This is a genomic window from Kitasatospora sp. NPDC054795, from assembly GCF_053611565.1.
The window spans coordinates 35,724-59,922 of record NZ_JBSHAP010000038.1 but is presented as its reverse complement, the minus strand read 5'-3'; the positions used below and the strand labels follow the sequence as shown (position 1 = coordinate 59,922).

Annotated in this window: 17 protein-coding genes; 9 read left to right on the top strand and 8 right to left on the bottom strand. The window is 71.4% G+C overall.

Translation table 11 applies throughout. From position 1 onward, the window contains the following. Positions 1–133: 133 nt before the first annotated feature. Both ACWGJO_RS16200 and ACWGJO_RS16195 read left to right on the top strand, forming a co-directional pair. Entirely contained in the window at positions 134–1,345 is a 1,212-nt protein-coding gene (locus tag ACWGJO_RS16200; RefSeq protein ID WP_452184287.1) for a hypothetical protein, read from the top strand. Then, positions 1,342–4,023, top strand: coding sequence for a condensation domain-containing protein (locus tag ACWGJO_RS16195; protein WP_452184285.1), 2,682 nt, complete (start codon positions 1,342–1,344; stop codon positions 4,021–4,023). The genes ACWGJO_RS16200 and ACWGJO_RS16195 overlap by 4 nt, the downstream gene beginning before the upstream one ends. A 212-nt stretch (positions 4,024–4,235) precedes the next feature. On the opposite strand, the gene ACWGJO_RS16190 is transcribed toward ACWGJO_RS16195, so the two are convergent. The 3 genes from ACWGJO_RS16190 to ACWGJO_RS16180 all read right to left on the bottom strand — a co-directional run bounded on the left by ACWGJO_RS16190 (position 4,236) and on the right by ACWGJO_RS16180 (position 7,514). Next, positions 4,236–4,970 (bottom strand): hypothetical protein, encoded by a 735-nt coding sequence (locus ACWGJO_RS16190; protein ID WP_452184283.1) that lies wholly within the window; start codon positions 4,968–4,970, stop codon positions 4,236–4,238. Between the two features lie 646 nt (positions 4,971–5,616). Then, positions 5,617–6,480: a serine hydrolase gene (locus ACWGJO_RS16185; protein WP_380549120.1), complete on the bottom strand. Its 864-nt coding sequence runs from the start codon at positions 6,478–6,480 to the stop codon at positions 5,617–5,619. A gap of 86 nt (positions 6,481–6,566) precedes the next feature. Beyond that, positions 6,567–7,514 (bottom strand): LysR family transcriptional regulator, encoded by a 948-nt coding sequence (locus ACWGJO_RS16180; protein WP_380549115.1) that lies wholly within the window; start codon positions 7,512–7,514, stop codon positions 6,567–6,569. 161 nt (positions 7,515–7,675) lie between these two features. Between ACWGJO_RS16180 and bla the strand changes: the two genes are divergently transcribed. Continuing rightward, entirely contained in the window at positions 7,676–8,647 is a 972-nt protein-coding gene (gene bla, locus ACWGJO_RS16175; protein ID WP_452184280.1) for a class A beta-lactamase, read from the top strand. A 76-nt stretch (positions 8,648–8,723) separates the two neighbouring features. Here the strand turns inward: bla and ACWGJO_RS16170 are convergent, their stop codons facing one another. After that, positions 8,724–9,575, bottom strand: a complete 852-nt coding sequence (locus ACWGJO_RS16170; RefSeq protein ID WP_452184278.1) for a LysR substrate-binding domain-containing protein — start codon at positions 9,573–9,575, stop codon at positions 8,724–8,726. Between the two features lie 81 nt (positions 9,576–9,656). Here ACWGJO_RS16170 and ACWGJO_RS16165 point away from each other — a divergent pair, with 81 nt between their 5' ends. Together ACWGJO_RS16165 and ACWGJO_RS16160 are read left to right on the top strand one after the other, a co-directional pair. After that, entirely contained in the window at positions 9,657–10,577 is a 921-nt protein-coding gene (locus ACWGJO_RS16165; protein WP_452184276.1) for an MBL fold metallo-hydrolase, read from the top strand. 637 nt (positions 10,578–11,214) lie between these two features. Further along, entirely contained in the window at positions 11,215–11,598 is a 384-nt protein-coding gene (locus ACWGJO_RS16160) for a ribosomal protein L7/L12 (RefSeq protein WP_452184274.1), read from the top strand. A 164-nt stretch (positions 11,599–11,762) separates the two neighbouring features. On the opposite strand, the gene ACWGJO_RS16155 is transcribed toward ACWGJO_RS16160, so the two are convergent. Further along, positions 11,763–14,768, bottom strand: a complete 3,006-nt coding sequence (locus ACWGJO_RS16155; protein WP_452184272.1) for an AAA family ATPase — start codon at positions 14,766–14,768, stop codon at positions 11,763–11,765. Further along, a complete protein-coding gene (locus ACWGJO_RS16150) occupies positions 14,768–15,919 on the bottom strand; it encodes an exonuclease SbcCD subunit D (protein ID WP_452184270.1) in 1,152 nt (383 codons plus the stop codon). The genes ACWGJO_RS16155 and ACWGJO_RS16150 overlap by 1 nt, the downstream gene beginning before the upstream one ends. 267 nt (positions 15,920–16,186) lie before the next feature. Here ACWGJO_RS16150 and ACWGJO_RS16145 point away from each other — a divergent pair, with 267 nt between their 5' ends. After that, a complete protein-coding gene (locus ACWGJO_RS16145) occupies positions 16,187–18,073 on the top strand; it encodes an ATP-dependent nuclease (RefSeq protein WP_452184268.1) in 1,887 nt (628 codons plus the stop codon). A gap of 544 nt (positions 18,074–18,617) precedes the next feature. Here the strand turns inward: ACWGJO_RS16145 and tpg are convergent. Both tpg and ACWGJO_RS16135 read right to left on the bottom strand, forming a co-directional pair. Then, the gene (gene tpg, locus ACWGJO_RS16140) at positions 18,618–19,088 is read right to left on the bottom strand and encodes a telomere-protecting terminal protein Tpg (protein ID WP_452184266.1); all 471 of its coding nucleotides are present in this window, start codon (positions 19,086–19,088) and stop codon (positions 18,618–18,620) included. 45 nt (positions 19,089–19,133) lie between these two features. Then, entirely contained in the window at positions 19,134–19,334 is a 201-nt protein-coding gene (locus ACWGJO_RS16135) for a hypothetical protein (protein WP_452184264.1), read from the bottom strand. A gap of 332 nt (positions 19,335–19,666) precedes the next feature. Here ACWGJO_RS16135 and ACWGJO_RS16130 point away from each other — a divergent pair, with 332 nt between their 5' ends. The 3 genes from ACWGJO_RS16130 to ACWGJO_RS16120 all read left to right on the top strand — a co-directional run bounded on the left by ACWGJO_RS16130 (position 19,667) and on the right by ACWGJO_RS16120 (position 23,614). After that, positions 19,667–19,855, top strand: a complete 189-nt coding sequence (locus tag ACWGJO_RS16130; protein ID WP_452184263.1) for a hypothetical protein — start codon at positions 19,667–19,669, stop codon at positions 19,853–19,855. A 181-nt stretch (positions 19,856–20,036) separates the two neighbouring features. Next, entirely contained in the window at positions 20,037–21,308 is a 1,272-nt protein-coding gene (locus tag ACWGJO_RS16125) for a radical SAM protein (protein WP_452184261.1), read from the top strand. A 5-nt stretch (positions 21,309–21,313) separates the two neighbouring features. Further along, complete coding sequence (locus ACWGJO_RS16120) at positions 21,314–23,614, top strand: TOMM precursor leader peptide-binding protein (RefSeq protein WP_452184259.1); 2,301 nt, start codon at positions 21,314–21,316, stop codon at positions 23,612–23,614. The last annotated feature ends 585 nt before the right edge of the window (positions 23,615–24,199 follow it).

Sequence of the window (24,199 nt, the reverse complement as noted above, 5' to 3'; positions counted from 1 at the left end):
CGGGCCCGGGTGTGCCGGGGGGCGAGGGCGCGGGGCTAAACCCCGGGCCCCCCCGGGGCGCCCGCGCGGCCCCCCCCCCCCCCCCCCCCGGCCCGTTCGGCCCCGTTCTCCCATCGGCGAGGAAAGAACCACGATGACGCACCCCGACGAGGTCCTCACCCGGATCGACCTTCGCAGCCCGATCCCCGAAGCGCTGGCCGCCGAGATCGAGCGCCGACTCCTCTTCGTGTCGCCCGAGATCACCGGCTTCGTGGTGCCCGTGGAGGGCGACGAGGTGCGCTCCGTGACACTCCGCTCCGAGCAACCGCTCCCGCACGACGCCCTGACCGAGAAGGTCAACTCCATGGTGGACAACGACGTCCGGAGGCAGTGGGTGACGCCGGCCAAGGCCGTCTGGACCTCGCCGCACCAGCGCACCCCCCACCAGGACGTCTTCGAACTCCTCTCCGGGACCGACGCGGTGACGGAGGTCGGCGAGGGCCAGGTCGCCGTCGGCGAGCCGCTGCTCTCTCTCCTCACCTACTTCGACCGGGCCGTCTGCGACCTGCTGGCCGAGGACCACGAAGTCCGGGAGTACCGTTACCCGACTCTGATCAGAACGAAGGCGCTGGAGACGGCGGGCTACTTCAAGGCCTTCCCGCAGCACCTGATGTTCGTCACCAGGCTGCGCAACGACCTGGACGTCTACCGCGCCTTCCAGGAGCGGCAGGCCGTCACCGGCATCGACTCCGCGGTGCTGGACTCCTGCGGCAACGTCGACTACTGCCTGCCGCCCACGATGTGCTATCACACCTTCAGCCAGTACAGCGGCCGCACACTGGAGGCGGGCCGGCTCCACGTGGTCACCTCGCGCGGCAAGTCGTTCCGCTTCGAGGCGGCATACGCCACCAGCCTGGAGCGGCTCTGGGACTTCACCATCCGGGAGATGGTCTTCATGGGCTCCCGGGAGGACGTGCTGGACTCCCGCGAGCGCTTCATGCGGAAGGTCTTCGTCTTCGTCGAGGAGCTCGGCCTGAGCGGCTTCTGCGAGGTGGGCAACGATCCGTTCTTCTGCGGCGCGGACACCTCCGAGCGGATCTGGTCCCAGCGGCTGATGGAGCTCAAGTACGAGCTGCGGCTCCACGTCGCGCCCGGGAGGACGATCGCCGTCGGCTCCTTCAACTTCCACAACGACGTCTTCGGCAAGGCTTTCGGCATCGACCACGGTGCGAACGGCCCGACCCTGAGCGGCTGCGTCGGATTCGGCCTGGAGCGGCTCGTCTACGCCTTCCTCTGCCAGTACGGCCTCGACACCGCAGCGTGGCCCGCCCAGGTCCGCACCGCCGTCGGCGGGAGCCGACCATGAGCGAGAAGAAGGGCCGCGCCCCGCGAGGCCAACGGGAGGAGATCCTCTGCGCGGTGTTCGCCCAGGTGCTCGGGCTCGACCGGGTCACCATCGACGACTCCTTCTTCGAGTCGGGCGGCCACTCCCTGCTGGCCACCCGGCTCGCCGGTCGCATCCGGGCCGCCCTGGACGTGGAGGTCCCGGTCCGGACGATCTTCGAGGCCCCGACCGTCGCCCAGCTCACCGAGCACCTGGAGCAGGGCTCCGGCAGCCGACGCCCGCCACTGCGCCCCCGGGGCCGTCCGGCGGAGATCCCGCTCTCGCAGACCCAGCGGCGCCTCTGGTTCCTGAACCGCCTGCACGGCGCGGCCGGACACTACAACATGCCGATGGCCTACCGGCTGCGCGGCGACCTCGACCTGTCCGCCCTGCGACTCGCCCTCGACGACCTGGTCACCTGGCACGAGAGTCTGCGCACCGCCTACCCCGACTGGGACGGCCGACCCCAGCAGGTCGTCCTGGACCCGGACGAGGCTCCGGTCGAGCTGCCGGTCGACGGCGTCACCGAGGCAGGCCTGTCCGAAGCGCTGAGCGCTGCGGCCGGTCACGCCTTCGACCTCACCGCCGAGACGGCACTACGGGCCCAGCTGTTCCGGCTCTCCGCGGACGAACACGTCCTGCTCCTGACCATTCACCACATCGCCTGCGACGGATGGTCGCTGCTCCCCCTGAACCGCGATCTGGCACTCGCATACGCCGCGCGCCGCCTCGGGCAGGAGCCGGACCGGCCCGAACTACCGGTCCAGTACGTCGACTACACGCTCTGGCAGGACGATCTCCTGGGCGCCCCGGAGGACCCCAACAGCCTGGCCAATCGCCAGCTCCTCTTCTGGGAGGGCGAGTTGGCGGGAATGCCCGACCGCCTACGGATCGATGTGGCGGCCCCGCGTCCGGACACCCCCTCGCACCGGGGCGGCCGAGTCCCCTTCCACGTCACGCGGGCGACCCACCTGGCGCTGCACCAGCTGGCGCGGGAGACCGGCACCAGCGTCTTCATGGTCGTGCAGGCCGCCCTCGCGACCCTGCTCACCAGGCGCGGAGCCGGCACCGACATCGCCATCGGCATCCCCACCGCCGGGCGCACCGACGAGGGCCTCGACGACCTGATCGGATTCTTCGTCAATACGCTGGTGCTGCGCACCAGGACCGACAGCGACCCGACCTTCCGGGAGCTGCTGTTCCGGGTGCGCAGCACGGACCTGGCGGCCTTCGCCCACCAGGAGGTGCCGTTCGACCACGTGGTCCAGACCATCAACCCGCCGCGCTCCCCCGCGTGGCACCCGCTCATCCAGGTGATGCTCGCGTTCCAGAACAACGCGAGCGCCGAGCTCCACCTTCCCGGCCTGGAGGTCCGGGCCGAGCCGGTGACGGAGGGGATCACCCGCTTCGACCTCCGCTTCGAGCTGTTCGAGGGCTTCACCGAGCAGCGGAGACCGGACGGCATCGACGGCAGCCTCACCTACGCCCTCGACCTGTTCGTCCCCGCGGAGGCCGAGCGGCTGGCCCGGGAGTTCACCGAGCTGCTCGACGCCGTGGCCGCCGCTCCGGGTCTGCGGCTGAGCGAACTCGGCGGGGCAGCCGTCCGTGAGCCGACCAGCGGCCCGTCCGCCGGGCCGGAGCTCGCCGCCGCGGACGGCCCCCGGATCGCCTTCGTCTGCTCCCCCTACGGCCAGCAGTGGGTCGGCATGGGGCGGACCCTGTTCCGCACCGAACCCGCCTTCCGCTCGGCCCTGGAGGAGTGCGACAGCGAGCTGGCCCGGCACACCGGCTGGTCCCTCGTCCACGAGCTCTTCCTCGACGAACCCGAAGCCAGGACGAACGACGTCGGCGTCATGCAACCCATCGTCTTCGCCGTCCAAGTGGGCATCGCCCGCTGGCTGGAGGAGGCGGGCGTCCGTCCGGCCGCTGTCACGGGCCACAGCGTCGGCGAGATCGCCGCCGGCGTCATCGCGGGCATCCTCGACCTGCCGGACGCGGTCCGGCTCGTCCACCACTACAGCGATCAGCAACGCCGCGTGGCCGGCCCTCACAGCGGCATGGCCGTGGTGGAGCTCTCGGCCGTCGACCTCTCGAAGCACCTGCGAGGACCTGAGGGGAGCGTGTCCGTCGCCGCGCGGAACGGCCCGCGGACCACCGTGCTGTCCGGTGACCGGTCCGAGCTGGAGGCCGTCGTCGCCGAGCTCCAGGCCGCGGACGTGCTGTGCGCGATGGTCCGGGTCGACCTGCCGGCCCACAGCCCGGCGATCGATCCGATCCTGGCGGACCTCGAACGGGCCATAGGTGAGCTCACCCCCAGGCCCGGCCGGATCCCGATGATCTCCTCGGTCACGGGGCAGGCGCTCGACTGGCGGCAGGCCACCGCGGGCTACTTCGCCCAGAACCTGCGGCAGCCCGTCCTGCTGGCCGACTCCACCGCCGAGCTGCTGACGGGCCATGACGTACTGGTCGAGGTCAGCGCTCACCCGGTGCTCGCCCCGGCACTGTGGCAGAGCGTCGAGGAGTCCGGTGCCGCCGCGACCGTCCTGACCACCATGCGCCGCGGCCAGGACGACCGGACGGGCCTCATCGAGGTACTCGACGCCCTCGAACAGCTCGGCCTGAAGGTGGACTCCCCGGGCCGGCGGACTCGGTCGGCGTAGATCCACAGCGGGACCCCGAGGTGGACCCACTGCGCCCCTCCGGATCTGCTACTTCAGGACCATCCGCGGCCGCGGATACGTCATCGTCAGGCCGACGTCCCGGCCGACGTCCCGAAATTCGGCGCTGGTTGGGTCCGCACCCGGCGTGGGGGACCCGTCCCTTGCTTCCGGGACGCAGCTCAGGGTGTCGGTGGTGCGGATCGGCTGGGCGGTCAGCCGGGCGACGGCTCGCTCGACCGGTGGCCGCCGGCGGCGGAGGACGTGTGCAGGTACCTGACGGTCGGCGTCGCGATCAGCCAGGCCGAGGCGGCGAGGCCCAGGGTCACCGGGAACGGCCACTGGGCCAGCGTGAGGAAGACGGCGCCCATGGAGGTCGCCAGGGCCATCCCCATGAACAGGATCGGCGAGCTGCTCCAGAACTCCGGATTCCGTCCGGGCAGTCCGTGGGCGGTCACCACCGTGCCGACGGCGATCAGCAGCGCGGCTTCCGCCAGGCCGAGCCCGACGCTCCAGGACAAGGTCAGGGTGCTCACCTCGTGCCCGTCATGGGCGATCCGGACCACCATGTCCTTCCAGATCTTCAGGTCCACGGCGGCGCCGGCCTCCACGTGCCGGTAGAGGGACTCGTCGACCTCGTACTTCCGGGCGGAGCCCGCTCCGCGTGCGATGTCCAGGTAGTAGCTGCTCCCGTCGTCGACGGAGAAGGACATCCACGCCCTGGTGCCCCGGCCGCTCTCCAGCAGCAGGCAGTCGGCGTCCGGCCCGGGCGTCGGAGTGCCGCAGACGGGGGCGGTGCGGTAGGCACCGCGCTCCTCGAAGGCGCCGAGGAACAGGACGAAACCGAGGACGACCGGCGGCAGGCCCGCGAGGACGGTCAGGGTGCGCGCGGTACGGGAGTCCCGCCACCGCCGCTTCGGCTTGCTCGGAGTCCCCGCCCAGCCGTCCATCGGATCCCCACCCGCCCTACCGCGTCCGTGCGTGACGCACCCCGGCGGTCTCCCGGGCCGCATGCCGGATGATGTCAGGGATGCCCGGCGGGCGCGAGGGAGTTCACCGAGGGCCCTGCCCGCGAGGCAGCCGCACGACGCTGACGAAGTGCTCGGTGTTGCAGCGCAGTTGGGCGCGGGTCCGGACGCAGGTCGTCGCCCTGAAGGGCGATCGGCACCCAGACGCCCCACCGGCTGGTCACCTGGCCGACCGTGTCGCGTGCCGTGCAGTCGGCGTGAAACACCTCATACCGCCTGGCGGTGTCACCGCGTCCTGGCGGCAGGACGCCTGAACGGCGGTGTGCCGTCGGGTCGGGCTTCCGCGCCGGCGCGCGGTGTCGCCGGGGCCGGCTGCCCGAGCGGCCCCGGCGACACCTGCGCGGGTGACCGGCCTCCGGGGCCGTGGCCCGGCTGCCGGTGGGGGTTCTGTCCGGTCCTGGCCGGTCGCGGGGCCGGCGCGGCGGTGCCCGGGCAGGGGGTGGTCGCCGGGCACCGCCGTCCTGCGACCGGCAGGTACCCGGGCAAACGAGCGTGCACCCGATCCGTCACCCGGACGTCGTGGACCGGAGGGAAGGCAGCTGGGCAGCCGGGGTGGTCCCGGCCCCGGTCAGCCCGTCGCGCCGGCTGCCGCCCGGGCCCGGAGGGCGTCGACGGCGAGGCGGGCGGTGGTTCCGATGACGGCGTCGGCGGCGGGCAGGGTGATGGTGGTGGCGGCGGCGCGGGTGAAGACGGCGAGGGCGTAGCGGCCGCCGTCGGGGTATTCGACGACGCCGACCTCGTGGCGCAGCGTGGGGAGGGTGCCGGTCTTGCCGTGGACGCGGACGTCGTCGTAGGGGAAGCCGGAGGCCAGGCGGTGCGGCCAGACCTGGAGGCCGAGGAGGCGTCGCAGGGCGGCGCCGTGGTCGCCGGGGCAGGCGTCGCCGTGCCAGAGGGCGGCGAGCAGGGTGGTCATGTCGCGGGGGGTGCTGTGGTTGGTGAAGGCGGGGTCGAGGACCCTGAGGCGGGCGACGACGGCGGGGTCGACCGGGGAGTCGGGGCCGGTGTCCTCGGCGAGGGCGGCGATGAGGTCGCGGAGCTTGTGGACGGCGACGGTGCGGCTCAGGCCGAGGTCGGCCATGGTGCGGTTGACGGTGTCGAGGCCGATCTGGTCCCACAGGGTGTCGGCGGCGGTGTTGTCGCTGACGGCCGCGGTGAGGTAGGCGAGGTCGCGCAGGGAGAGGCGGGCGGTGTCGAGCATGGCGGCGAGGCCGGTCGGCCCGGGGGTGCGGCCGGCGGCGGGGATCTCGACCTGCCGGGTCAGGTCGATCCGTCCGGCGGCGGCCTCGCGGTACAGCGTCACGAGCAGGCAGACCTTGTGGACGCTGGCGGTGCTGACGGCGGTGTCGGCGCCGAGGCCGATCTCGGCGCCGGTGTCGAGGTCGCGCGCGTGCAGCCGGCCGGTGACGCCCGCGTCGGCGAAGGCCGCGGCGATGCGGGTGCGCGCGGCCCGGCTGTGCGGGGTGCGGTCGGCTGCCGTGCGGTCGGCTGTGGTGCGGTCGGCTGTGGTGCGGTCGCTGGTCACAGCGGGAACTCCATTGCGGGCCGGGGGTGGAGCGGGCGGTTGGGCGGCTGGGGCAGCAGGCCGCCGGGTCCGGTCAGCGCCTCGTGGGCGGTCCGGGCGAACAGCCGGACGGCGGGCCCGCCCCGCCCGGCCGGCCAGGCCGTGGAGGTCCGCCAGGCCAGCGGGGTGCCGGTGAGCGGGCGCCAGACCGTACCCGGTGGGGGTGTGGTGCGCGGCACCAGGGCGATGGCGCTGCCGGTGAGCACGAGGGCGCCCGCGACGTCCGGTCCCGGCGGGTCGACGACGGCCTCGGGGGTGCAGCCGTGCCTGGTCAGCGTGGTGAGGACCTCGTCGTACAGGGCCGGGGCCGTGGCGCGCGGGAAGAGGACCAGGCGCAGGCCGGTCAGTTCGGCCACCGCGAGCTCCGGGCGGTCGGCGTACGGACCGCGGGCGGCGAGCAGGGCGCCGAGCGGCTGGTGCAGGACGGGGCCGAAGGCCAGCCCGTCGGCCGGGCAGGGGTGACGGACGACGGCGACGTCGACGGTGTGCTGGGCGAGTTCGCGCACCACGGCCGCGACCGGCAGTTCCCGCAGTTCGAGCCGGGTGCCCGGGGAGGCGGTCTCGAAGCCGGTGAGCAGCGCGGCCAGGGCGGCCGGCCCGAGTTCGGGCGGGACGGCCGCGCGCAGGGTGCCGGCCCGTCCGCTGCGCAGGTCGGCGGCGGTGGCGAGGAGACGGGCGGCGCTGTCCAGCGTCTCCTCGGCCTCGGCGAGCAGCAGCCGGCCCGCCGGGGTGAGGTCGACGCCGCGCGGGCCGCGGTCGAACAGGGTCACGCCGAGTTCGCGTTCGAGGCGCTGGATCCGCTGGGAGAGCGAGGGCTGGGCGATCCGCAGGCGCTCGGCGGCGCGGCCGAAGTGCCGTTCCTCGGCGACGGCGCGGAAGTGGCGGAGGTGCCCCAGCAGGTCCATGGCCAGTAATCATAGGTGTTTTCTTATCGTCCACTTCATGATTGCGGTCTTGGACTGGGCGGTCGGCGGCCTGTTTAGCTGAGCGCGACCGCGCGACCACGACGGTACGAACCACCGCGAGGGCGCGACCGCGACGGCACGAACCACCTGGGAGACCACCGATGACGCCCGACCTCCGCCGCACCCGCACCGCGCTGCCCGCGGTGGCCCTGCTCGTGGCCGCGCTGATCGGCGGGTGCGGCCGGGCGACGGGTGGCGCCCCGACGGCGACGGCACCTGCGGCGAGCGGCGCGACGGCCCCCGGCGCAGGGGTGGCGGGCGCGACGGTGGCGGGCGCGCCCGCGACCGGCCCGGCGGACGCCTCCTTCGCGGCGCTCGAGCAGCAGTTCGGCGCCCGGCTCGGCGTGTTCGCCGTGGACACCGGCAACGGCCGGGAGGTCACCCACCGGGCCGACGAGCGGTTCGCGTTCGCGTCCACGATCAAGTCGCTCGCCGCCGGGGCCCTGCTGCGGAAGGCGTCCGACGCGGACCTGGACAAGGTCGTCCCCTACCGCCAGGAGGACGTGCTGGCGTGGGCACCGATCGCCTCGCAGCACGTGGCGACCGGCATGAAGCTGCGCGACCTGGCCGCCGCCTCCATCCAGTACAGCGACAACACCGCGGCCAACCTGGTCGTCGCCGAGCTCGGCGGCCCGGCGGCCGTCCAGCGGTCCCTGCGCGACCTGGGCGACTCGACCACCAGCGTCGACCGCACCGAACCCACCCTCAACGAGGCGACCCCGGGCGACACCCGCGACACCAGCACGCCGCGCGTCCTCGCCGCCGACCTGCGCCGCTACGTGCTCGGCGACGTCCTCGCGGAGGGCCGGCGCGGGCTGCTGACGGACTGGCTGGTCGGCAACACGACCGGCGGCCCGTACGTCCGCGCGGGGGTGCCCGCCGACTGGAGGATCGGCGACAAGACCGGCAACGCGGGCTACGGCACCCGCAACGACGTCGCCGTGGCGTGGCCGTCGGGCGGGCGCAGCCCGATCGTGATCGTCGTCCTGTCCGATCGCGGCAGGGCGGGCGCCACCTCCGACGACGCCCTGATCGCCCAGGCGACGAAGACCGTCGTCAGCACCCTCGGCTGACCCTCCCCGACCGGGCCGCTGCGCGGCGGGTTCGGCGGCGGTGGGGTCGGCGGCGATGCGTTCGGCCGCGATGGGTTCAGCGGCGGTGGGTGGCTGTCGCGATGCGGACGAACGAAGGGATCAGCGGGTTCGGGTCGCCCTCGTTCCACGCCACCACCACGCGGCTGGGCGCCATGTCGGCCAGCGGTACCGCGGTCAGTCCCTCGGGCATGCCGTGTCCGAGGGGGGTGATGCCGACCGTGCCGTTCCAGAGCACGGCCTGCCGGCATTCCTGGACGGCCCTCACCGCCGGTCCCCCGCGCGGCCGGCCGCCGGTCCAGTACGCCCCCCACAGCGGGTCGGTGCCGTCCGGGAACCGGAACCAGCACCGGTCGGCCAGGTCGGCCAGCTCCAGGTGCGTGCGGCCGGCCAGGGGGTCGTCGGTGCGCAGCACCGCGCCGACCGGGTCGGTGCGCAGCTCGTGCACGGTCAGGCCGGTCTCGTCGAAGGGGGCGCGGGTGAGGGCGATGTCGACCCGTCCGGTGCGCAGTCCGCAGGTGGGGTCGGTCAGGTCGGTCTCGCGGATGCGGACCTCGATGCCCGGGTGTCGCTTGCGGTAGGCGTTGGCCAGGCGCAGGGCGCCGAGGTCGGTGCCGTCGCCGAGCAGGCCGACGGTGATGGCCGTGGGGCCGGCTTCGGCGGCGACGCGCGCGCGGATCCGGTCGGCGCGGTCGAGGAGGGTGCGGGCCTCGTCGAGCAGGACGGTTCCGGCCGGGGTGAGGGTGACGCCCTGGGCGGAGCGGTGCAGCAGGGTGGCGCCGAGGTCGGTTTCCAGCTGCTTGATCGCCCGGCTGAGCGGGGGCTGGCTCATGTGCAGCCGGGCGGCGGCCCGGCCGAAGTGGAGTTCCTCGGCGACCGCGACGAAATAGCGCAACGTCCGCAGCTCCATACTGCGACGATACCCGTGCGGTATCGGGCACGTGCGAATCGGTCTTGGACGGCCGGGATGCCGGGGCGGTGGAATCGAGGCATGAACGACGCATCGCTTTCCGACCCCGCCGTCCACGTGGCCGGCGTCCAGGAGATCGCCCCCGAGCTGCTGGTGGTCCCGGACCGCGGGATCCCGCTGGTTCCCAACATCGGCATCATCGGCGGCACCGAGGCCGTCCTCGTCGTCGACACCGGCATGGGCACCGCCAACGCCGAGCAGGTCCTCTCCCTGGCGTCCGAGGTGGCCGAAGGGCGCCGTCTGTACCTGACCACCACGCACTTCCACCCCGAGCACGCCTTCGGCGCGCACGTCTTCCACGGCCGGGCCACCTACCTCGCCAACCGCGCCCAGGCCGAGGACCTGGAGGTGAGGGGAGCGGGCTACCTGGAGATGTTCCGCGGGTTCGGCCCGCCGGTCGCCGACCGCCTCGACGGCGACGTCCGCGTGGTCGCCCCCGACGTGGTCTACGACGACGGGTACGACCTGGACCTCGGCGGCCGCCGCGTACGGCTGCGGGCCACCGGCCGGGGCCACACCAAGGGCGACCAGGTGATCGAAGTGCCCGACGCCGGCGTGCTGTTCACCGGCGACCTGGCCGAGACCGGGCAGTTCGCGATCTTTCCCTGGTTCCCGCCGTACGACACCGACGTCTCCGGGATCGGCTGGCTGGCGGTGATGGAGCGGCTGGCGGCCGACGGGCACCGTACGGTCGTCCCCGGCCACGGCGCCGTCGGCGGCCCGCAGGTCCTCGGCGACGTCCGCGACTACCTGCGCGAGCTGCGGGACGAGACCTGGCGGCGACGCGACTCCGCCATGGGCGGGAGCGAGATCGTGGCCGAGGTCCGGGCCCTGCTGATCGAACGGCACCCCGAGTGGACCGGACAGGAGTGGATCGAGAAGGGCGTCGGCTGCCTGTGCACCGAACACCCCACCGTCACGGACCAGGACCCGACGGGCTGAGGAACGACGGGCTGAGGAACGGGTGGGCGCGGGCAGTCGGAAACCGAGCGCCTCGGGCCCAAGCTCCCACGGGACCGGGACCGCTCCGTCCGGGGGCGGCCCGATCACCGCGGCGAGCCGGTCCAGCGTCTCCTCGGTGTTCACGTCCACTCCCATCAGTCGCCCGTTCTCGCCGGAGGCTGTCCGTTTCCGGTGACATCGGAGCCGGTGGGGCAGCCTCGCGGTGTCCTGGCACCGCCCGCATCCGCTGAGCACCTGATCCCCACCCGGCGACCACCACCGCGTTCAGGCCCCGGGGAGCAGACCGGGAGCAGACGGGGAGCACGCAATTGACCTCTTCGGACCTTTCGAAGAGGTCAGTCTTCCCGGCCTCGCCGCCCCGTGACGCCGCGCCAACTCGGAGACAACCGGTGACGCGAGGGCAACACGGCGAACCACACACGATTCGGGCACTCCAGCCGGGGCGGTCGAGGGCCACCTGAGGACCAGGAACCGAGCGACAACGCAGCGGCAGGTGCGGGCTCTGGCGGGGAGGGAGTGCAGACAGGGCCGGCGGTGCGAAAAACCTGTCGTCCGGCAGCCCGACGGGCGGTTGACTGGCACCCGGCACACCGACCGACCGTCGAAGGAGCGGCCTGTGGAGGTCCCGGATTTCACCGTCGTGCTGACCGGCGGGCAGGGCGGCGGGCCCACGGCGCTCAAAGCGGTGCGCGCGGCCACCGGACTGAGCCTGTGGCGCAGCAGGCAGTTGCTGGACAGCGCGCCCGCCACCGTGGTCTCGGGTGTCCCGTTCGACATCGCCGCGCCCATGGTGCGGGACCTGCGAGCGGCCGGCGTGCCGACCGCCGTCCGGTGCGGCTGGTGCCGACGCACCCTGCCCGGCGACGGCACCCCCGTCGATCCCGGACCCTGCGCGTCCTCGTACTGGCCCACCGCCCACTGCCAGGCCAACTCCATGACCAGCTGCGACTGCAGCTTCTGCACCGCCTACGGCCCCCTGCCCGGACACACCATCACCTGAGTGCTGTGGATCGAACACGTCCGCCACGAGAACGGAACTCGCGGAAGTCCTCGACCAGACGCCGTCATTCTCAAGCCCGCCCTGTCCGCCGGCGGGTGGGAGGTCAGCCCACTGCCCGAGCACGGGCGGCCGGGGGGTGATCGGGCGGGATGGGTGTGCCTGTCCTAGACATCGGCGAGTACGGGGTGGACGGTTGAGCCGGTGCGTTCCTTGCGGATGTGGAGTTGGGTGGGGATGCGGTCGCTGAGGTCTCCGACGTGGCTGACCACGCCCACGGCGCGGTCGCCGGCGCGAAGTTGGTCGAGGACGTCCATGACGTCGGTCAGGCTCTGCTCGTCCAGGCTGCCGAAGCCCTCGTCGACGAACAGGACGCCCAGGGGGCGTCCACCGGCTTCACCGGTGACGACGTCGGCCAGGCCGAGCGCGAGGGCCAGGGAAGTGGTGAAGGTCTCTCCTCCCGAGAGGGTGGAGGCCTCACGTTCCAGTCCGGTCCAGTTGTCGTGGATGCGCAGGGTCAGGCCCGCCTTGGCGCGGCCCCTTCCGGGATCCTTGTCCTGGCTGTAGACCAGTTGGAAGCGTTCGGAGGTCATGTTCAGCAGCCGGGTGTTGGCCGCGATGACGATCTCCTTGAGGCGACTGGCGAGGACGTATGCCTCGAGTTCCATGCTGAGGGTATTGGCGGTGCTGCGGCCGTTGGCGACCTCGGCGAGGCGGTCGGACAGCGCGTGGTCGGCCTGCAGGAGTTCCAACGCGGCGACGGCTGGGGTGAGTTCGTCCGTCAGGCGGTGGATTTCGGTGGCGCGGGTACGGGCCTCGTGGGTGGTGTTGGTGGCGGCCTTGACGGCTGCCTCGGCTTCTGTCAGTGCTGTCTGTGCTGCGATGGGGTCGGCCGGGGGGAGCTGGGCGGCCTCGACGAGTTCGGGGGTGGTCAGGAGGTCGGCGACGGCGGCGTCGTCCTTGTCCCGCTGGTCGAGTTCCGTCTGCCACTGGCGGACGGTGTCGGCGGGCCGGAGGGCGTCGGCGGCTTCGTCGAGGGTGGGGAACCCGGCCTCGACGGCGCTGTTGCGGGCGGTCTCGGTGGCGTCGGTGTGGCGGGTGGCCGCTGCCGTGGTTCGCCGGGCGTGCTCGATGACCTCGGCGAGGCGGTCCCTGTGCTGGGTGAGCGTGGTGATGCGTCGTTCCAGGGTGGGGGCGTCGGCGCGGGCTTCGTCGAGTTCGTGGATGATCTGCTGCTGTTCCTGGCGTAGTGTCGTGGCCCGGCTCTGGGCTTCGGTGACCTGCTGCTGGGCCCTGGTGAGCTGCTGGGCCCGCCGGTCGTGTTCGGCCCGCAGCTCCTCAAGGGCCTGCTGGGCCTCCAGGAGCTCGGCAGCCTGCTGCTGGGCCGTGACGTGGACGGTGTGCGCCTGCTCCAGCCGGGTACGCAGCAGCGTGGCGGGTTCGGCGCCCGCGGCACCCTTCGCCTGCGCGTGTCGTGTGGCCACGTCGGTGCGCGCCTGGTCGGCGGCTTCGTGGAGTTCGCGGGCCTTGTCGTACGACTGGGCGGCCTTCTCCTCGTCCGCGCGAGTCGGCTGCTGCGCGGAGGGCTGTGCGGGGCGGGGGTGTTCGGGTGATCCGCACACCGCGCACGGCCGGCCGGCCTGCAGGTCGCCGGCCAGTTCGGCCGCCATACCGTTCAGCCGCTGCTCGCGCAGGTCCAGCCATGTCTTCTGGGCGACCCGGGCCTGGTCGCCACGCTTGTTCGCGCTCTTGGTTGCTTTCTCGAGTTCGGCGGCCAGCGTATCGCGGTCCTCGGCCGCCTCCACCTGCTGGATGAGTGCGTTCTCCTCCTTGGCCAGCTGGGGTACCCGTTCGGCGGCGCTGCGCAACGCGGCGAGGCGGTCGGTGGCGGTGGCGTGGGTGTCGGGCCAGATGTCGAGCCACTCCTGGGCGTCCTCCAGTTCCTCCTTCCCGAGCTTCTCCTTCTCTTCCAACGTGACGATTTGGTGGGCGAGTTCGGTGTGGCGCTCCTCGCGCGGGCGCAGTGCTTCGAGGCGTCCGAGGGTGGTGTTCAGGTCCTGGTGAACCTGTTCCAGCTCGGGTGCGGTCGCGGTGGCGTGAGTGGTGTCCAGGAGCCTGCGGTGCTCGCGTTCGGTTGCCCGGGTGGTGGCGAGCTGGTCGGCACCCACGTCTACGGCGGCCAGCAGCGGGCGCAGGTGTTCGGCGCTGCGGGCGTGCTTCAGGCCGACACGCAGCCGCTCGTTGTGTTCGCGGCTCTGGTCCAGTGCGGTGCGGCGGGCGAGGGCTTCGCTGTAGCGCTGCTGGCGGCCGGCGAGGTCGCCGGTGGTGGTGAGGGTGGCTTTGGCGGCTTTGTGGATCTGGTCGGTCTTCTCCTCGGCGGCGCGGGCGGTGTCGTGGGCGGCCGTGGCGCGGGCGAGGAGGTCGTGGGCCCATGGCAGCAGGTCGGTGCCGCAGGGTGCGCCGGGTGGCGGTGTCGCCTCGGCGAGCCGGGGGCCTGCCGCCTGCTCGATACGGCTGCCGAGCCGGTCAACGGCGCCTTGTGCCTGCTGGAGGTTGTCCCTGACGGTGTCCCGGTGTTCCTTCAGCCAGGTCTGCAGGTCCTGGAACCTGTGGGTGGTGAACAGGTGGCTCAGCAGTGCGCGCCGGTCGTTTGCGCTGGCGTGCAGGAACTTGGCGAAGTCGCCCTGTGGGAGCAGGACCACCTGGCAGAACTGCTCTTTGGTCAGGCCGAGGAGTGCGGTGATCTGTGCTCCGGTTTCCTGGACGTGGGCGCTGACGGGTTCCCACATGGTGCTGCCGTCCGGGCGGGTGGTCCGCTCGTGCAGGTGTGCGGTGGCCTGGTGGGTGGCGGTGCCGTCCTTGGCGCGGGTGCTGCGGTAGGTCTGCGTGGGGGTACGGGCGATCTTGAAGCGGCGGCCGGAGGCGCTGAACTGCAGTTCCACATGGGTTCGCAGCGTGTCCGGGGCGTGGTCGCTGCGCAGCCGGGCGGTGGGCCGGTGGCCGGGGACCGAGCCGTACAGGGCGAAGCACACCGCGTCGAGGACGCTGGTCTTCCCAGCACCGGTGACACCTTTGAGGAGGAAGACGCCCGCGTTGAACAGCTGGTCGAAGTCGATGTCCTCGGTGCGGGCGAACGGTCCGAAGGCGGTGACGGTCATGGTGTGCAGGCGCATCAGAGTGTCTCTCCCCGGGCAGTGACGCGGACGTGTTCGATACCGCGACGCAGCAGGTCCCGTTCGGGTTCGGTGGCGTCGGCCTGGGTGACGTGGCGCAGGAATTCCAGGGCGATCTCGTGGTCGGTGAGGCTCTCCATGCGTTCGCGCGAGGGCAGGTCGTCGGCACAGGGGCCGGTGGCAGCGTGGGTGAGCTTGAGGACGTGCGGAAAGCGTTGCCTCAGGCGTTCCATGGCCATGTGGGAGCGGCTGGTGTCGGTGAGGGTGACGTGGAGCCAGGCTTGTTCCAGGTTTGCGTACTGGTCCTGTCCCAGGAGGTCGTCCAGTTCGCCCTGGAGGTGGGCGAGATGGTAGGGCTCGGGGCAGGGAATGGTGCGGGCGGTCATGGCGCCGTCACCGTCGAGGTCGACGAGCCACATGCTCTTGGGGTGGCCGGCTTCGGTGAACGAGTAGGGCAGTGGGGATCCGCTGTAGCGGACACGGTCGCTGATCCGCTGGCTGCGGTGCAGGTGGCCGAGGGCGACGTAGTCCATGCCGTCGAACAGTGCTGCGGGAACGTTCGCGACGCCGCCGACGGTGATGTCGCGCTCGCTGGCGCTGGGCTCGGCGCCGGTGACGAAGGCGTGGGCGAGGACGACGGCGCGGGTGCCGGGTCGGGTGGCCAGGTCCTCGCGGACTCTGTCCATCGCTGTGCCCAGGACGGCCTGGTGGCTGGTTACGGGCGCGTCGAGGCGCTCGCGGACCAGGGCGGGTTCAAGGTAGGGCAGGCCGTAGAAGGCGACGGGACCGTGTGCGTCGTGGAGCAGCACGGGGCGGGCCAGGTCGCGGGGGTCGGTGCGCAGGTGGATGCCGGCGTGTTCGATCAGTCGGGAATTCACACCGAGTCGGCGGGGAGAGTCATGGTTCCCACTGATCATGACGAGGGGGACGTTCAGCTCGGCGAGTTTCGCGAGGGTGTGCTGGAACAGGTCGATGGCCTCCAGTGGAGGGATCGCCCGGTCGTAGACGTCACCGGCGACGGCTACCGCGTCCACGCGTTCGCGCTGTACCACGTTGATCAGGTCCTCGAGGAAGACGCGTTGGGCTGCGAGGAGGGGTTCACGGTGGAACGAGCGGCCCAGGTGCCAGTCCGAGGTGTGCAGGATCCTCATGGGCTGCGACCGTAGCGCTTACTCTCCGGTCACACGAACTGGCGTTCATTTCGTAGGAATTCGGTTCAGAAGTTTGATGGAAGGCGTCAAGTTCCTTCGGATTCGGCCTGGTTCGGATCATGTGCTGCCTGGGGCGGAGCATGAGGGTGCGGCAGACGTTCTAGGATGGTGCGTCCTGGTACCCCTGCCTCTCCGGCGGCCGGTGGTGCGATGAGTCGCGAGGACGCCCCCGCGGCCCGGCGAGCGAAGTGGAGCGGGACGAGCGCAGTGCACCTGGACAGCTTCAGTGCGAGCGGCTTCCGCTCGCTCACCCACGTGGCGGGCATTCCCGTGAGCCGGCCGACCATCCTGGCGGGGCACAACGACGGCGGTAAGAGCGCCGTGCTCGACGCGCTCGCGTTCCTGGTGGGCGAGCACGTTCTCACCGACGACGACCGCACCTACCGAAGTATCGACGAAGACGGTGGACACGTCTCGTCGCCCGCTCGCTGCGAGAGCACCACTGTGACCGGCCGCTTCGCCCTGGACCACTGGGAGCAGGAGCAGTTCGACCTCCCGTCCCGGGTCGAGGTACGCCGGCACTCGCCGATCGACGGGCCGGCCCGGCTGGAGGTGTGGGGGCCTCAGCCCGACGACGAGCGCCTGCGCTCGCTGGAACGACTTCTGGTTCCCGCTCTGAAGAGCCTGGCCGCGGAGTTCGGACTCAACCCCGCCAGCACGTTGAAGGCCGACCTGCTCACGGCGCTGCGCGCGTACGCCCGTGACCACTCCAGCGGACACGCCTGGCTCCCCGCGCCGGCCGGGCTGTCCAAGCGCATGCCCAGGTACCTCGTGTTCGACGGCAAGGCCGCCCGTCCCGACGACGCCGTCAAGGCCGCATTGACGGAACGCTTCCAGAGCCACGTGGCCGACTCCGATGTCAAGGAGAAGCTGAGCGTCGTGGAGGAGGAGGTCAAGGACCGGCTGCGGGTGGACGCGGAGTCTCTGTGCAAGCACATCCAGGCCCGCTGCCCCGACCTCGCCGAGGTGACCGTCGCGCCGGAGGTCTCCTTCCAGCATGGCTTCCGCGGGGCACCGTTGCAGATCTCACAGGCCGCCGGCGAAGCCGTCGGCCTGGAGCGCTCCGGTCTGGGACGCAACCGCCGTGTGTCGCTGGCCGTGTGGGAGTGGACCAGCAAGCTGCTCGCCGACGAGGAGAACACCGCACCGCAGGTGGCGGACCCCGACGAACCCGCGCAGCCCGGCCCGGTGCAGACCATCGTCGTGTACGACGAGCCCGACACCCACCTCGACTACGGTCACCAGCGGAAGATCATGGCCCTGATCCGGGAGCAGAGCGCACTCCCCCATGTCAGCGTCCTGGTCGCGACCCACTCCATGAACCTCATCGACGGCGTCGACATCAGCGACGTCGTCCACCTCAGGCTCGACAACCACCGCACCGTCGTGGAGCGGCTCGGGGCCGGTGTGGTCGGCGACGCGCTCGACGACCACCTCGGCAAGATCGCGGCCGCCGTCGGCCTGCGTAACTCCGTGCTGCTGCACGAACGTTGCTTCCTCGCCGTCGAGGGGGAAACCGAGCAGCGAGCCTTTCCGCTGCTGTTCCGGCTGTGCGAGGGGCTCACCCTGCAAGCCGCCGGGGTCGCCCTGTGGTCCTGCTTCAACAACGAGGGCGCCCTGCACCTCGCCCGGTACCTGATCACACGGGGCCGCACGGTGATGCTGGTGGTCGACGCCGACAGTCGCAACGCCTCCAAGAGCATCTTCAAGCCCGCCAAACTCACCCAGTTCTTCGGGAACGGGGTCGCGAAGCACGTGAAGTTCCTCGGCGAGCCCGAGAACGACTCCCCGCAAACGGACAGGTTCAACGAGCTGGAGGAGATCTTCGAGGACGAGGTGTGGGCGCGTGTGGCCAACCGGATCTGGGCCAGGCCCGACCCGGACCAGCCCTGGACGGAGGGCGACTTCGCCGCGCTGCGCGGGCAGGGGAAGTTCAGCTCCGGCGTGGAGCAGATGCTCCGGGCCGCGAGCCCGGACGGGCCGGGCGGAAAACCCGAGATGATGTACCAGCTGTCCACGGCCCTGACCGACCCGGCGGACGTTCCCGAGCAGTTGCGGAAGGTCTTCTCCGAGATCAGGAAGCTAGCCGGATAGCCGCGCTTCGCAGCACGGCGCCGCCACCCGACTGCCTGCGCGAGCGCCGCGCCCGCATGCGCTCCTTGCGTTGTTCGAGCGTGGGCGGCTCCCAGGTGTGCCAGCCCACCGGAGGCTTCCAGCGTTGCATGTGCTCACGCTCCTCGAGCCCACACCATCGGCAGCCTCCGGGCAAAGGTATGCGCAGGTCAGAACCCTCGGCAGGCATGTTCGCTCCTCTCGCGACACCCCGTATTCTTCCCCTCACCACTGACAACACGCGCGTCCGGGAGCATTCGGCGGGCTCACCCTGCCGTTGACGGACGGCAGCGCGGGAGCGCGCGTGTGGTCGGGCAGCCGGGTCGCGCTGCCGTGACCCGGCTACCCGACCACACGTCATTTTCGGAGACACCGGGCGCCGGAGGATCAGGGCTCGATGTCCATCCAGGCGATGTCGTTCAGCTCGACGTCGAGGTTGCGGGCGCGGTGGCCGTTGTCCTTGAAGTAGTACTCGCGCAGGCCCTCGGCGAGGATCCGCTCCTGCTCGGCCTGGGTGGCTCCGGCGTCACGGTGCGACGCACAGTTTCTGGGCCACGGCGTGGGGCGTCCTGTGGGTGATGGTACGGGAGCGGGGGTCGTCGGTGGAGCCGACCGCCGAGCTGCAGCCGAACGTGCCGGAGATGTGGAGCATGAAACCGTTGGTCTCGGCAGCCTTGCGGGTGCGATCCCTGACCTTGGGCTGCCACTTCGCGCGAACCTGTTCCTCGATCTTCTTCGCCGCAGCGGGCTTCGGGTTGCCCCGGCCCTGGAACCAGCGCTGCACGGTGCGCCGACTGACGCCGAGCTCGGCGGCCAGGACCTCGGTGGATCCCTTGGCGCCCTTGAGCAGGAACCGCATCCGGACCTGGACGAACTGCGGGATCGGGCGGGTGCGCTCGGCGCGCGCCAGACCCTCGTCGATCTCCCCCGTCGGGCTGCCCTTCCTCGGGGTCGTGGTGGTGGGCCCGCCCGGCCGGCGCCGGGCGGGCGGGGTCACAGGGTCCAGCCGATAAGGGTGAGGTGGTGGCCGCGGTCCCCGAGGTCACGCCCGCGAGCCCCCCTCGCGGGCGTGGACCAGCGGCAGCACCAAGTCGTCGTCGCCGGTCGGCACCGTGCCAGCGAGCAGGCCGTGCCGGCGATAACGCTCCAGGAGCCGCACTTCGTCCGCAACCGGGTGCTGTACACCGCCGAACTGGCCCACGACCGGCTCGGCCGCGGGGACCTGGCGGGCGCGGCGCACCACGGCTCGGCCGCCGTCGCGCTGTTCGACGCTGTCGGCTCGGCCCGGATCCGGAGCATGCTCGCGGACTCCGTCGCAGCTCCCTGTCAGCCGGGCGCGCGACCGCCGGCAATCGCCGGCACTCGTTCGGAGGCAGAGCAATCGTGTCGGCTGGCCGCCACGATCGACTCGTGGTCGCCTGTACGTGCAGTAGGAGCAACTCAGTCCGATTTCTCCTGCTGTCCGGTTCCCCTTAAGGGCCGACCCCGACTTGATTCGGTGAATCGCCACGAAAGCTACGGCCCGTCGTTCACCGGGCAGTCGGCTGTCGGCCGACCCCGACACAGGAGTTCACCATGACAGGCATCGACACCAAGGCGCTGGCTGCCGCGCTCAGCCAGGCCAAGATCAATCTGGAGACCGCCATCAGCGAGTTGTCCGGTGCCGAAGGAATCAGCGCCGAGAGCCTTCCCCGACCCGAGGCGGCCAAAGACAGCAACAACAGCGGTTGCAACAACTCCGGCTGTCACGCTCTTCCCGACTGATCCGCCGTCCGTCCACCGGCGACCTGGCAGATCATCCTGGAACCGCGGGCTGCGGGATCGTCCCCGTAGCCCGCGTCGCGCGACCGACCGAGAGTGAGATGAATCCATGGCTGTCAGACTTTCCAGATACCACGTGGTCAGCCCACCCTTCCTCGACGAATCGCAGGGGCACAGCAGGCGAATGGTCTTCGCGACCCGTAGCGCGGAGGTCCGAATCCTGGGCGAGCGGACCTGGGATCTCGTCCGCAGCAGTCCCGAGATGCTGCCCGTGGGAATTCTGGATGATCTGACCGATATCCGGCTGCTGGTCGACGAGAACGAGGACGAACTGAGTCACGTAGTGGGGGAGAATCAGCGCGCCATCGATGACTACCGCCGCCTCTCTCTTGTCGTCACTCCGACCGCCCAGTGCCAGCTCGGCTGCGGGTACTGCGGGCAGGAACACTCGGCGCGCTGGCTCTCGCCGCGCCATCAGGACGCGTTCGTCCGCCATGTCGGCCGCAAGCTGGAGAGGTCGACGTACCGTGGCGTGGACGTGTGCTGGTTCGGTGCGGAGCCGCTGGTCGGCATGTCCGTGATCCGCGAACTCACACCCCGGCTGCGCACCGTATCCGAAAGGTCCTCCTGCTCCTTCGGCGCACGAGTCATCACCAACGGCCTCGCCCTGAGCAAGAGGATCGCCCGCGAGCTGGTCGATCGGCACGCGGTCCGTTCGATCGACATCACCTTGGACGGACCGCCCGAGTATCACGACGAGCGGCGTGGCACGAAGGCCGGAACGCCGACCTTCCGGAGGATCTTCGCCAACCTGGTCGCCCTTGCCGAATCCGATCTCGATGTGGGGATCACCCTGCGGATCAACGTGGACGCCAAGAATTACCACGGAATTTCCCGGCTCATCGAGATGCTGGCTGCGGCGGGACTGCAGAAGAGGGTCGCTTGCTACTTCGCCCCGATCCATTCCTGGGGGAACGACGCACACACCGAGGCACTTCCGAGCGAGCGCTACGCGGCCCTTGAGATGGAATGGTACGCAGAGCTGATGCTCGCCGGATTCGCCACCAGTCTGCTGCCTGAGCGAAAGCGGATCGTTTGCCTGGCTGTGCAGCCGGAAGGTGTCCTGGTGGATGCCGGTGGGAACCTCTTCCACTGCACCGAGGCACCCTACGTTCCGGCCTACGGGGAACCCAATGCCATGGCCATCGGAAACGTCGAGACCGGTGAGGTGCCGGGGCGGCGGATCGGCCTCGCCGACTTCAACAGCGCGGTCCTGAAAGGTGCGCACGACTGCTCCTCCTGCGCGATGCTCCCCGTGTGCGGCGGGGCGTGCCCCAAGCTCTGGGGAGAGGGGGTGGCCCCGTGCCCCAGCACTCTCCACAACATGCCGCAACGGCTCCTGCTGACGCTCGCGGCGAAGCGGGCGCACGGCACATCCCTCGCCGGAGCCGTCTGAACGAGGTGAGGCTCGCTCTCGCCGACGACGCCGTGGTCCTCGGCACCGAACGTGGACTCGTCATTGCGGACGACCTGGGCACTCAGGCCCTCGGCGGTCGGGAGCTGGGGCGGTTCGCGGCCGGTCTGCTGCCACTGCTGGACGGCACTCGTTCCCGGCAGGAAGTAGCCCTTGCCCTGGGGCCGGACCTGACCGAACAGGTGTCGCAGTTCATCGATCTACTCGACCGGCGCGGTTTGCTGGAGGCCGATCCCGACGACCGGTCGGCGCCCCAGGCGGAGCCGGCGTCCGCACTGGCGACAGTCGGAACACCCCCCTCGACGGCCCACGTCACCGTGTACGTCGGTGCGCCCTGGGGTCTGGAGGCCGCCGGTCGCCTGGCGGAGCTGGGTGTTCGAAAGATCACCCTGGTCAACCCGAAGGGCCGCGGGGGTCCGGGCGGCGTCGCTGCCGCGATCACCGACAGCCCGGCAGGGGAAGCACCCTGGTGCGACATCGACACCGTTCCGGTCCATGACCTCGGCAGACACCTCACGGGCGTCCCGGCACAGGACCGGCTCCTGCTCGTCGCACTGCGGAGCAGCGAAGTGCGACGCCACCTCGACGTCGCCCGGGTCGCCCACGAGACGGGAACCCCGCAGTTGTACGGGACCATGAAGGGACTGTCCGGAATCGTCGGGCCATTCGTGGTACCGGGCGCGTCGGCCTGCTGGAACTGCTGGCGGCTCCGGGAAACGGCGTGCTCCGCCGCTCCCTGGGCCGAGCAGCTCGTCCAGGCGACGCGGGCGTCCGCCGCCCCGAAGCGCCGTGATCGAGCCCCGGCCCTGCCGGACACGATGTCGAGCGCGCTGGGCTGTCACCTCGCGCTAGCGGCTCGCCGGTTCCTCTCGACGCCGACCGCCGGCGCGGCGGGTCGGCTTCAGGTGCACAACTTCGCGACCGGCCGGGCGACCGAGCACCGGGTCGTCCGGATGCCCCGCTGCGCCGTCTGCGGTACTACGCCGACCGACCGCGCCGAAAGGGCCGGACCCGGCGCAGCCTCTCGAACGACCACGGCGCGCGAGCTGCGCGAGTACCTGGTCGATCCCCGGGTGGGAATCGTGCGCAGCGCGGGCACCGAACGCAACGGCATCTGTCCGACTCTGATCACGGCGCACGCCACCATCAGCACCTACACCGAGGATTCGGACCTTCGGAACGTGCGGCCTGGTTCCCCTCGGGTCTTCGACAGCTGCTGGGGACGGGCGTTCACGGAGGAGGACGCGTTGATGAGCGCGCTGGGCGAGGCCGTCGAGCGCTACTGTGTCGCCGTGCCGCCCCGGGATATCCGCATCGGGCCTGCCGCCTGGTTGGACGGCGACGTCATCGATCCGCGGTCCCTTCACCTGTACTCCCCAGAACAGTACGACCGGCCGGGATTCCCCTTCCGTCCCTATGAGCCGGACGCCTCGTACCAATGGGTGCCGGGCCGGTGGTCGGACGGCACCGGAAGCGTCTGGCTGCCGGCGGAACTGGTCTACTACCTGCCGCACAGCGACAGGCTCGCCCAGGGAACCACCAACGGCCTTGCCGCCGGGCGCGGTCGGGAGGACGCGGCCTTCCGGGCCACCTTGGAGGTAGTGGAACGGGACGCGCTCCTCAGGATGTGGTCCACCCGCACCACCCCGCCACGGATCTCCCCCGATCATGTCGGTGAGTCGTGCCCCGCCACCGGTCAGATCGGCGGACTGACGCGGGACCTCGAGACGAACGGCCTGACGGTGGAGTTCTACCTGCTGCCCGCCGCTGGCGACGTGCCGGTCGTCCTCTGCCTCGGACTCGGGGACGGTGTGCTGTGGCCTTCGGTGACCGTGACCACGGCAGCCCACCCGAGCGCCCGCACCGCGCTGGAGAAAGCCCTGCTGGAGCAGGCTCAGACCGCGCTCTCCCTACGGGCGGCGCTCTCGTCCGGGTGCAGCATGCCGTCCTGCGACTCGGAGGTGAGGACCTTCCGCGATCACGCGCTGCGCTACGCCGCACCGGCGGCCCGCCACCGCTTCTCGTTCATCACCCGCGCCACTGATGTCGTGCGGCTCGGCGACCTTCCGGTCCCACCCGTGACGGAGCGTACGGTCCAACACCTCAGCCGCCGGATGGGCATGCCCGTCGCCATCGCCGACATCACGTCGAACGACTTGGCTCCTACCGGTATCAGGGTCGTCCGCGCGCTGGTCCCGGGTCTGCGCCCGCTGTACTGCGGGGCTGGTCTTGAGCGATTCGGAAGCGGCGGAGCGGGCATGCACCGCGCTCCGCATCCCATGTGCTGACCGACGCGCCCGACGGTCTGGCTTTGTAGGTGGGTTGTGCTCACCTACAAGCCACCACCGTCGCCCAGTGCTCAGAACCGCTGCGGCATACGACGGGCCGGCCGGGCCTCCGTCGCGCTGCAGTTCCTGGACACCGGGCGTGGCGGGCCGGGTGAAGTGGACCAGGCCGCCGCCGAGTGCAACACGGTCCGGGGTGCCGGGGAGCGGGCGGAGGGGCCGGCCCAGCGGGGCGAAGCCGGCAACGGCCATGGGGCCAACCTTGACGAACTTCTCACCGTCAGTCTTCGACGACGGCACCACCGTCGCTGCCTTCTCCCCCCGGCGGAGGAGAAGGCACGGGTTCGCGCGGCGGCAGCGAGGCAGGGTCGGGCGAGCCGGCGGGGCAGCGCAGGCCGACCCAGGCCAAGCCGTCACGACAGCTGCAGCTGCGGCCCGGGCCGGGCGGGACCGGGCCCGGGCAGGCGGCCGAAGCGGGGTTGCCGCACCCCTGGCCGGGGTCGGATCACACCCCGCCCCCCCCCCCCCCCCCCCACCCCCCTAACGCCCGCCCCACACCCCCGCCCCCCAGCCCGGTGGCCCCAGACC

Coding starts and splice junctions, on each gene's coding strand:
- ACWGJO_RS16200 (WP_452184287.1), top strand. CDS start 134: ATGACGCACCCCGACGAGGTCCTCACCCGGATCGACCTTCGCAGCCCG.
- ACWGJO_RS16195 (WP_452184285.1), top strand. CDS start 1,342: ATGAGCGAGAAGAAGGGCCGCGCCCCGCGAGGCCAACGGGAGGAGATC.
- ACWGJO_RS16190 (WP_452184283.1), bottom strand. CDS start 4,970: ATGGACGGCTGGGCGGGGACTCCGAGCAAGCCGAAGCGGCGGTGGCGG.
- ACWGJO_RS16180 (WP_380549115.1), bottom strand. CDS start 7,514: ATGGACCTGCTGGGGCACCTCCGCCACTTCCGCGCCGTCGCCGAGGAA.
- bla (WP_452184280.1), top strand. CDS start 7,676: ATGACGCCCGACCTCCGCCGCACCCGCACCGCGCTGCCCGCGGTGGCC.
- ACWGJO_RS16170 (WP_452184278.1), bottom strand. CDS start 9,575: ATGGAGCTGCGGACGTTGCGCTATTTCGTCGCGGTCGCCGAGGAACTC.
- ACWGJO_RS16165 (WP_452184276.1), top strand. CDS start 9,657: ATGAACGACGCATCGCTTTCCGACCCCGCCGTCCACGTGGCCGGCGTC.
- ACWGJO_RS16155 (WP_452184272.1), bottom strand. CDS start 14,768: ATGCGCCTGCACACCATGACCGTCACCGCCTTCGGACCGTTCGCCCGC.
- ACWGJO_RS16150 (WP_452184270.1), bottom strand. CDS start 15,919: ATGAGGATCCTGCACACCTCGGACTGGCACCTGGGCCGCTCGTTCCAC.
- ACWGJO_RS16130 (WP_452184263.1), top strand. CDS start 19,667: ATGACAGGCATCGACACCAAGGCGCTGGCTGCCGCGCTCAGCCAGGCC.
- ACWGJO_RS16125 (WP_452184261.1), top strand. CDS start 20,037: ATGGTCTTCGCGACCCGTAGCGCGGAGGTCCGAATCCTGGGCGAGCGG.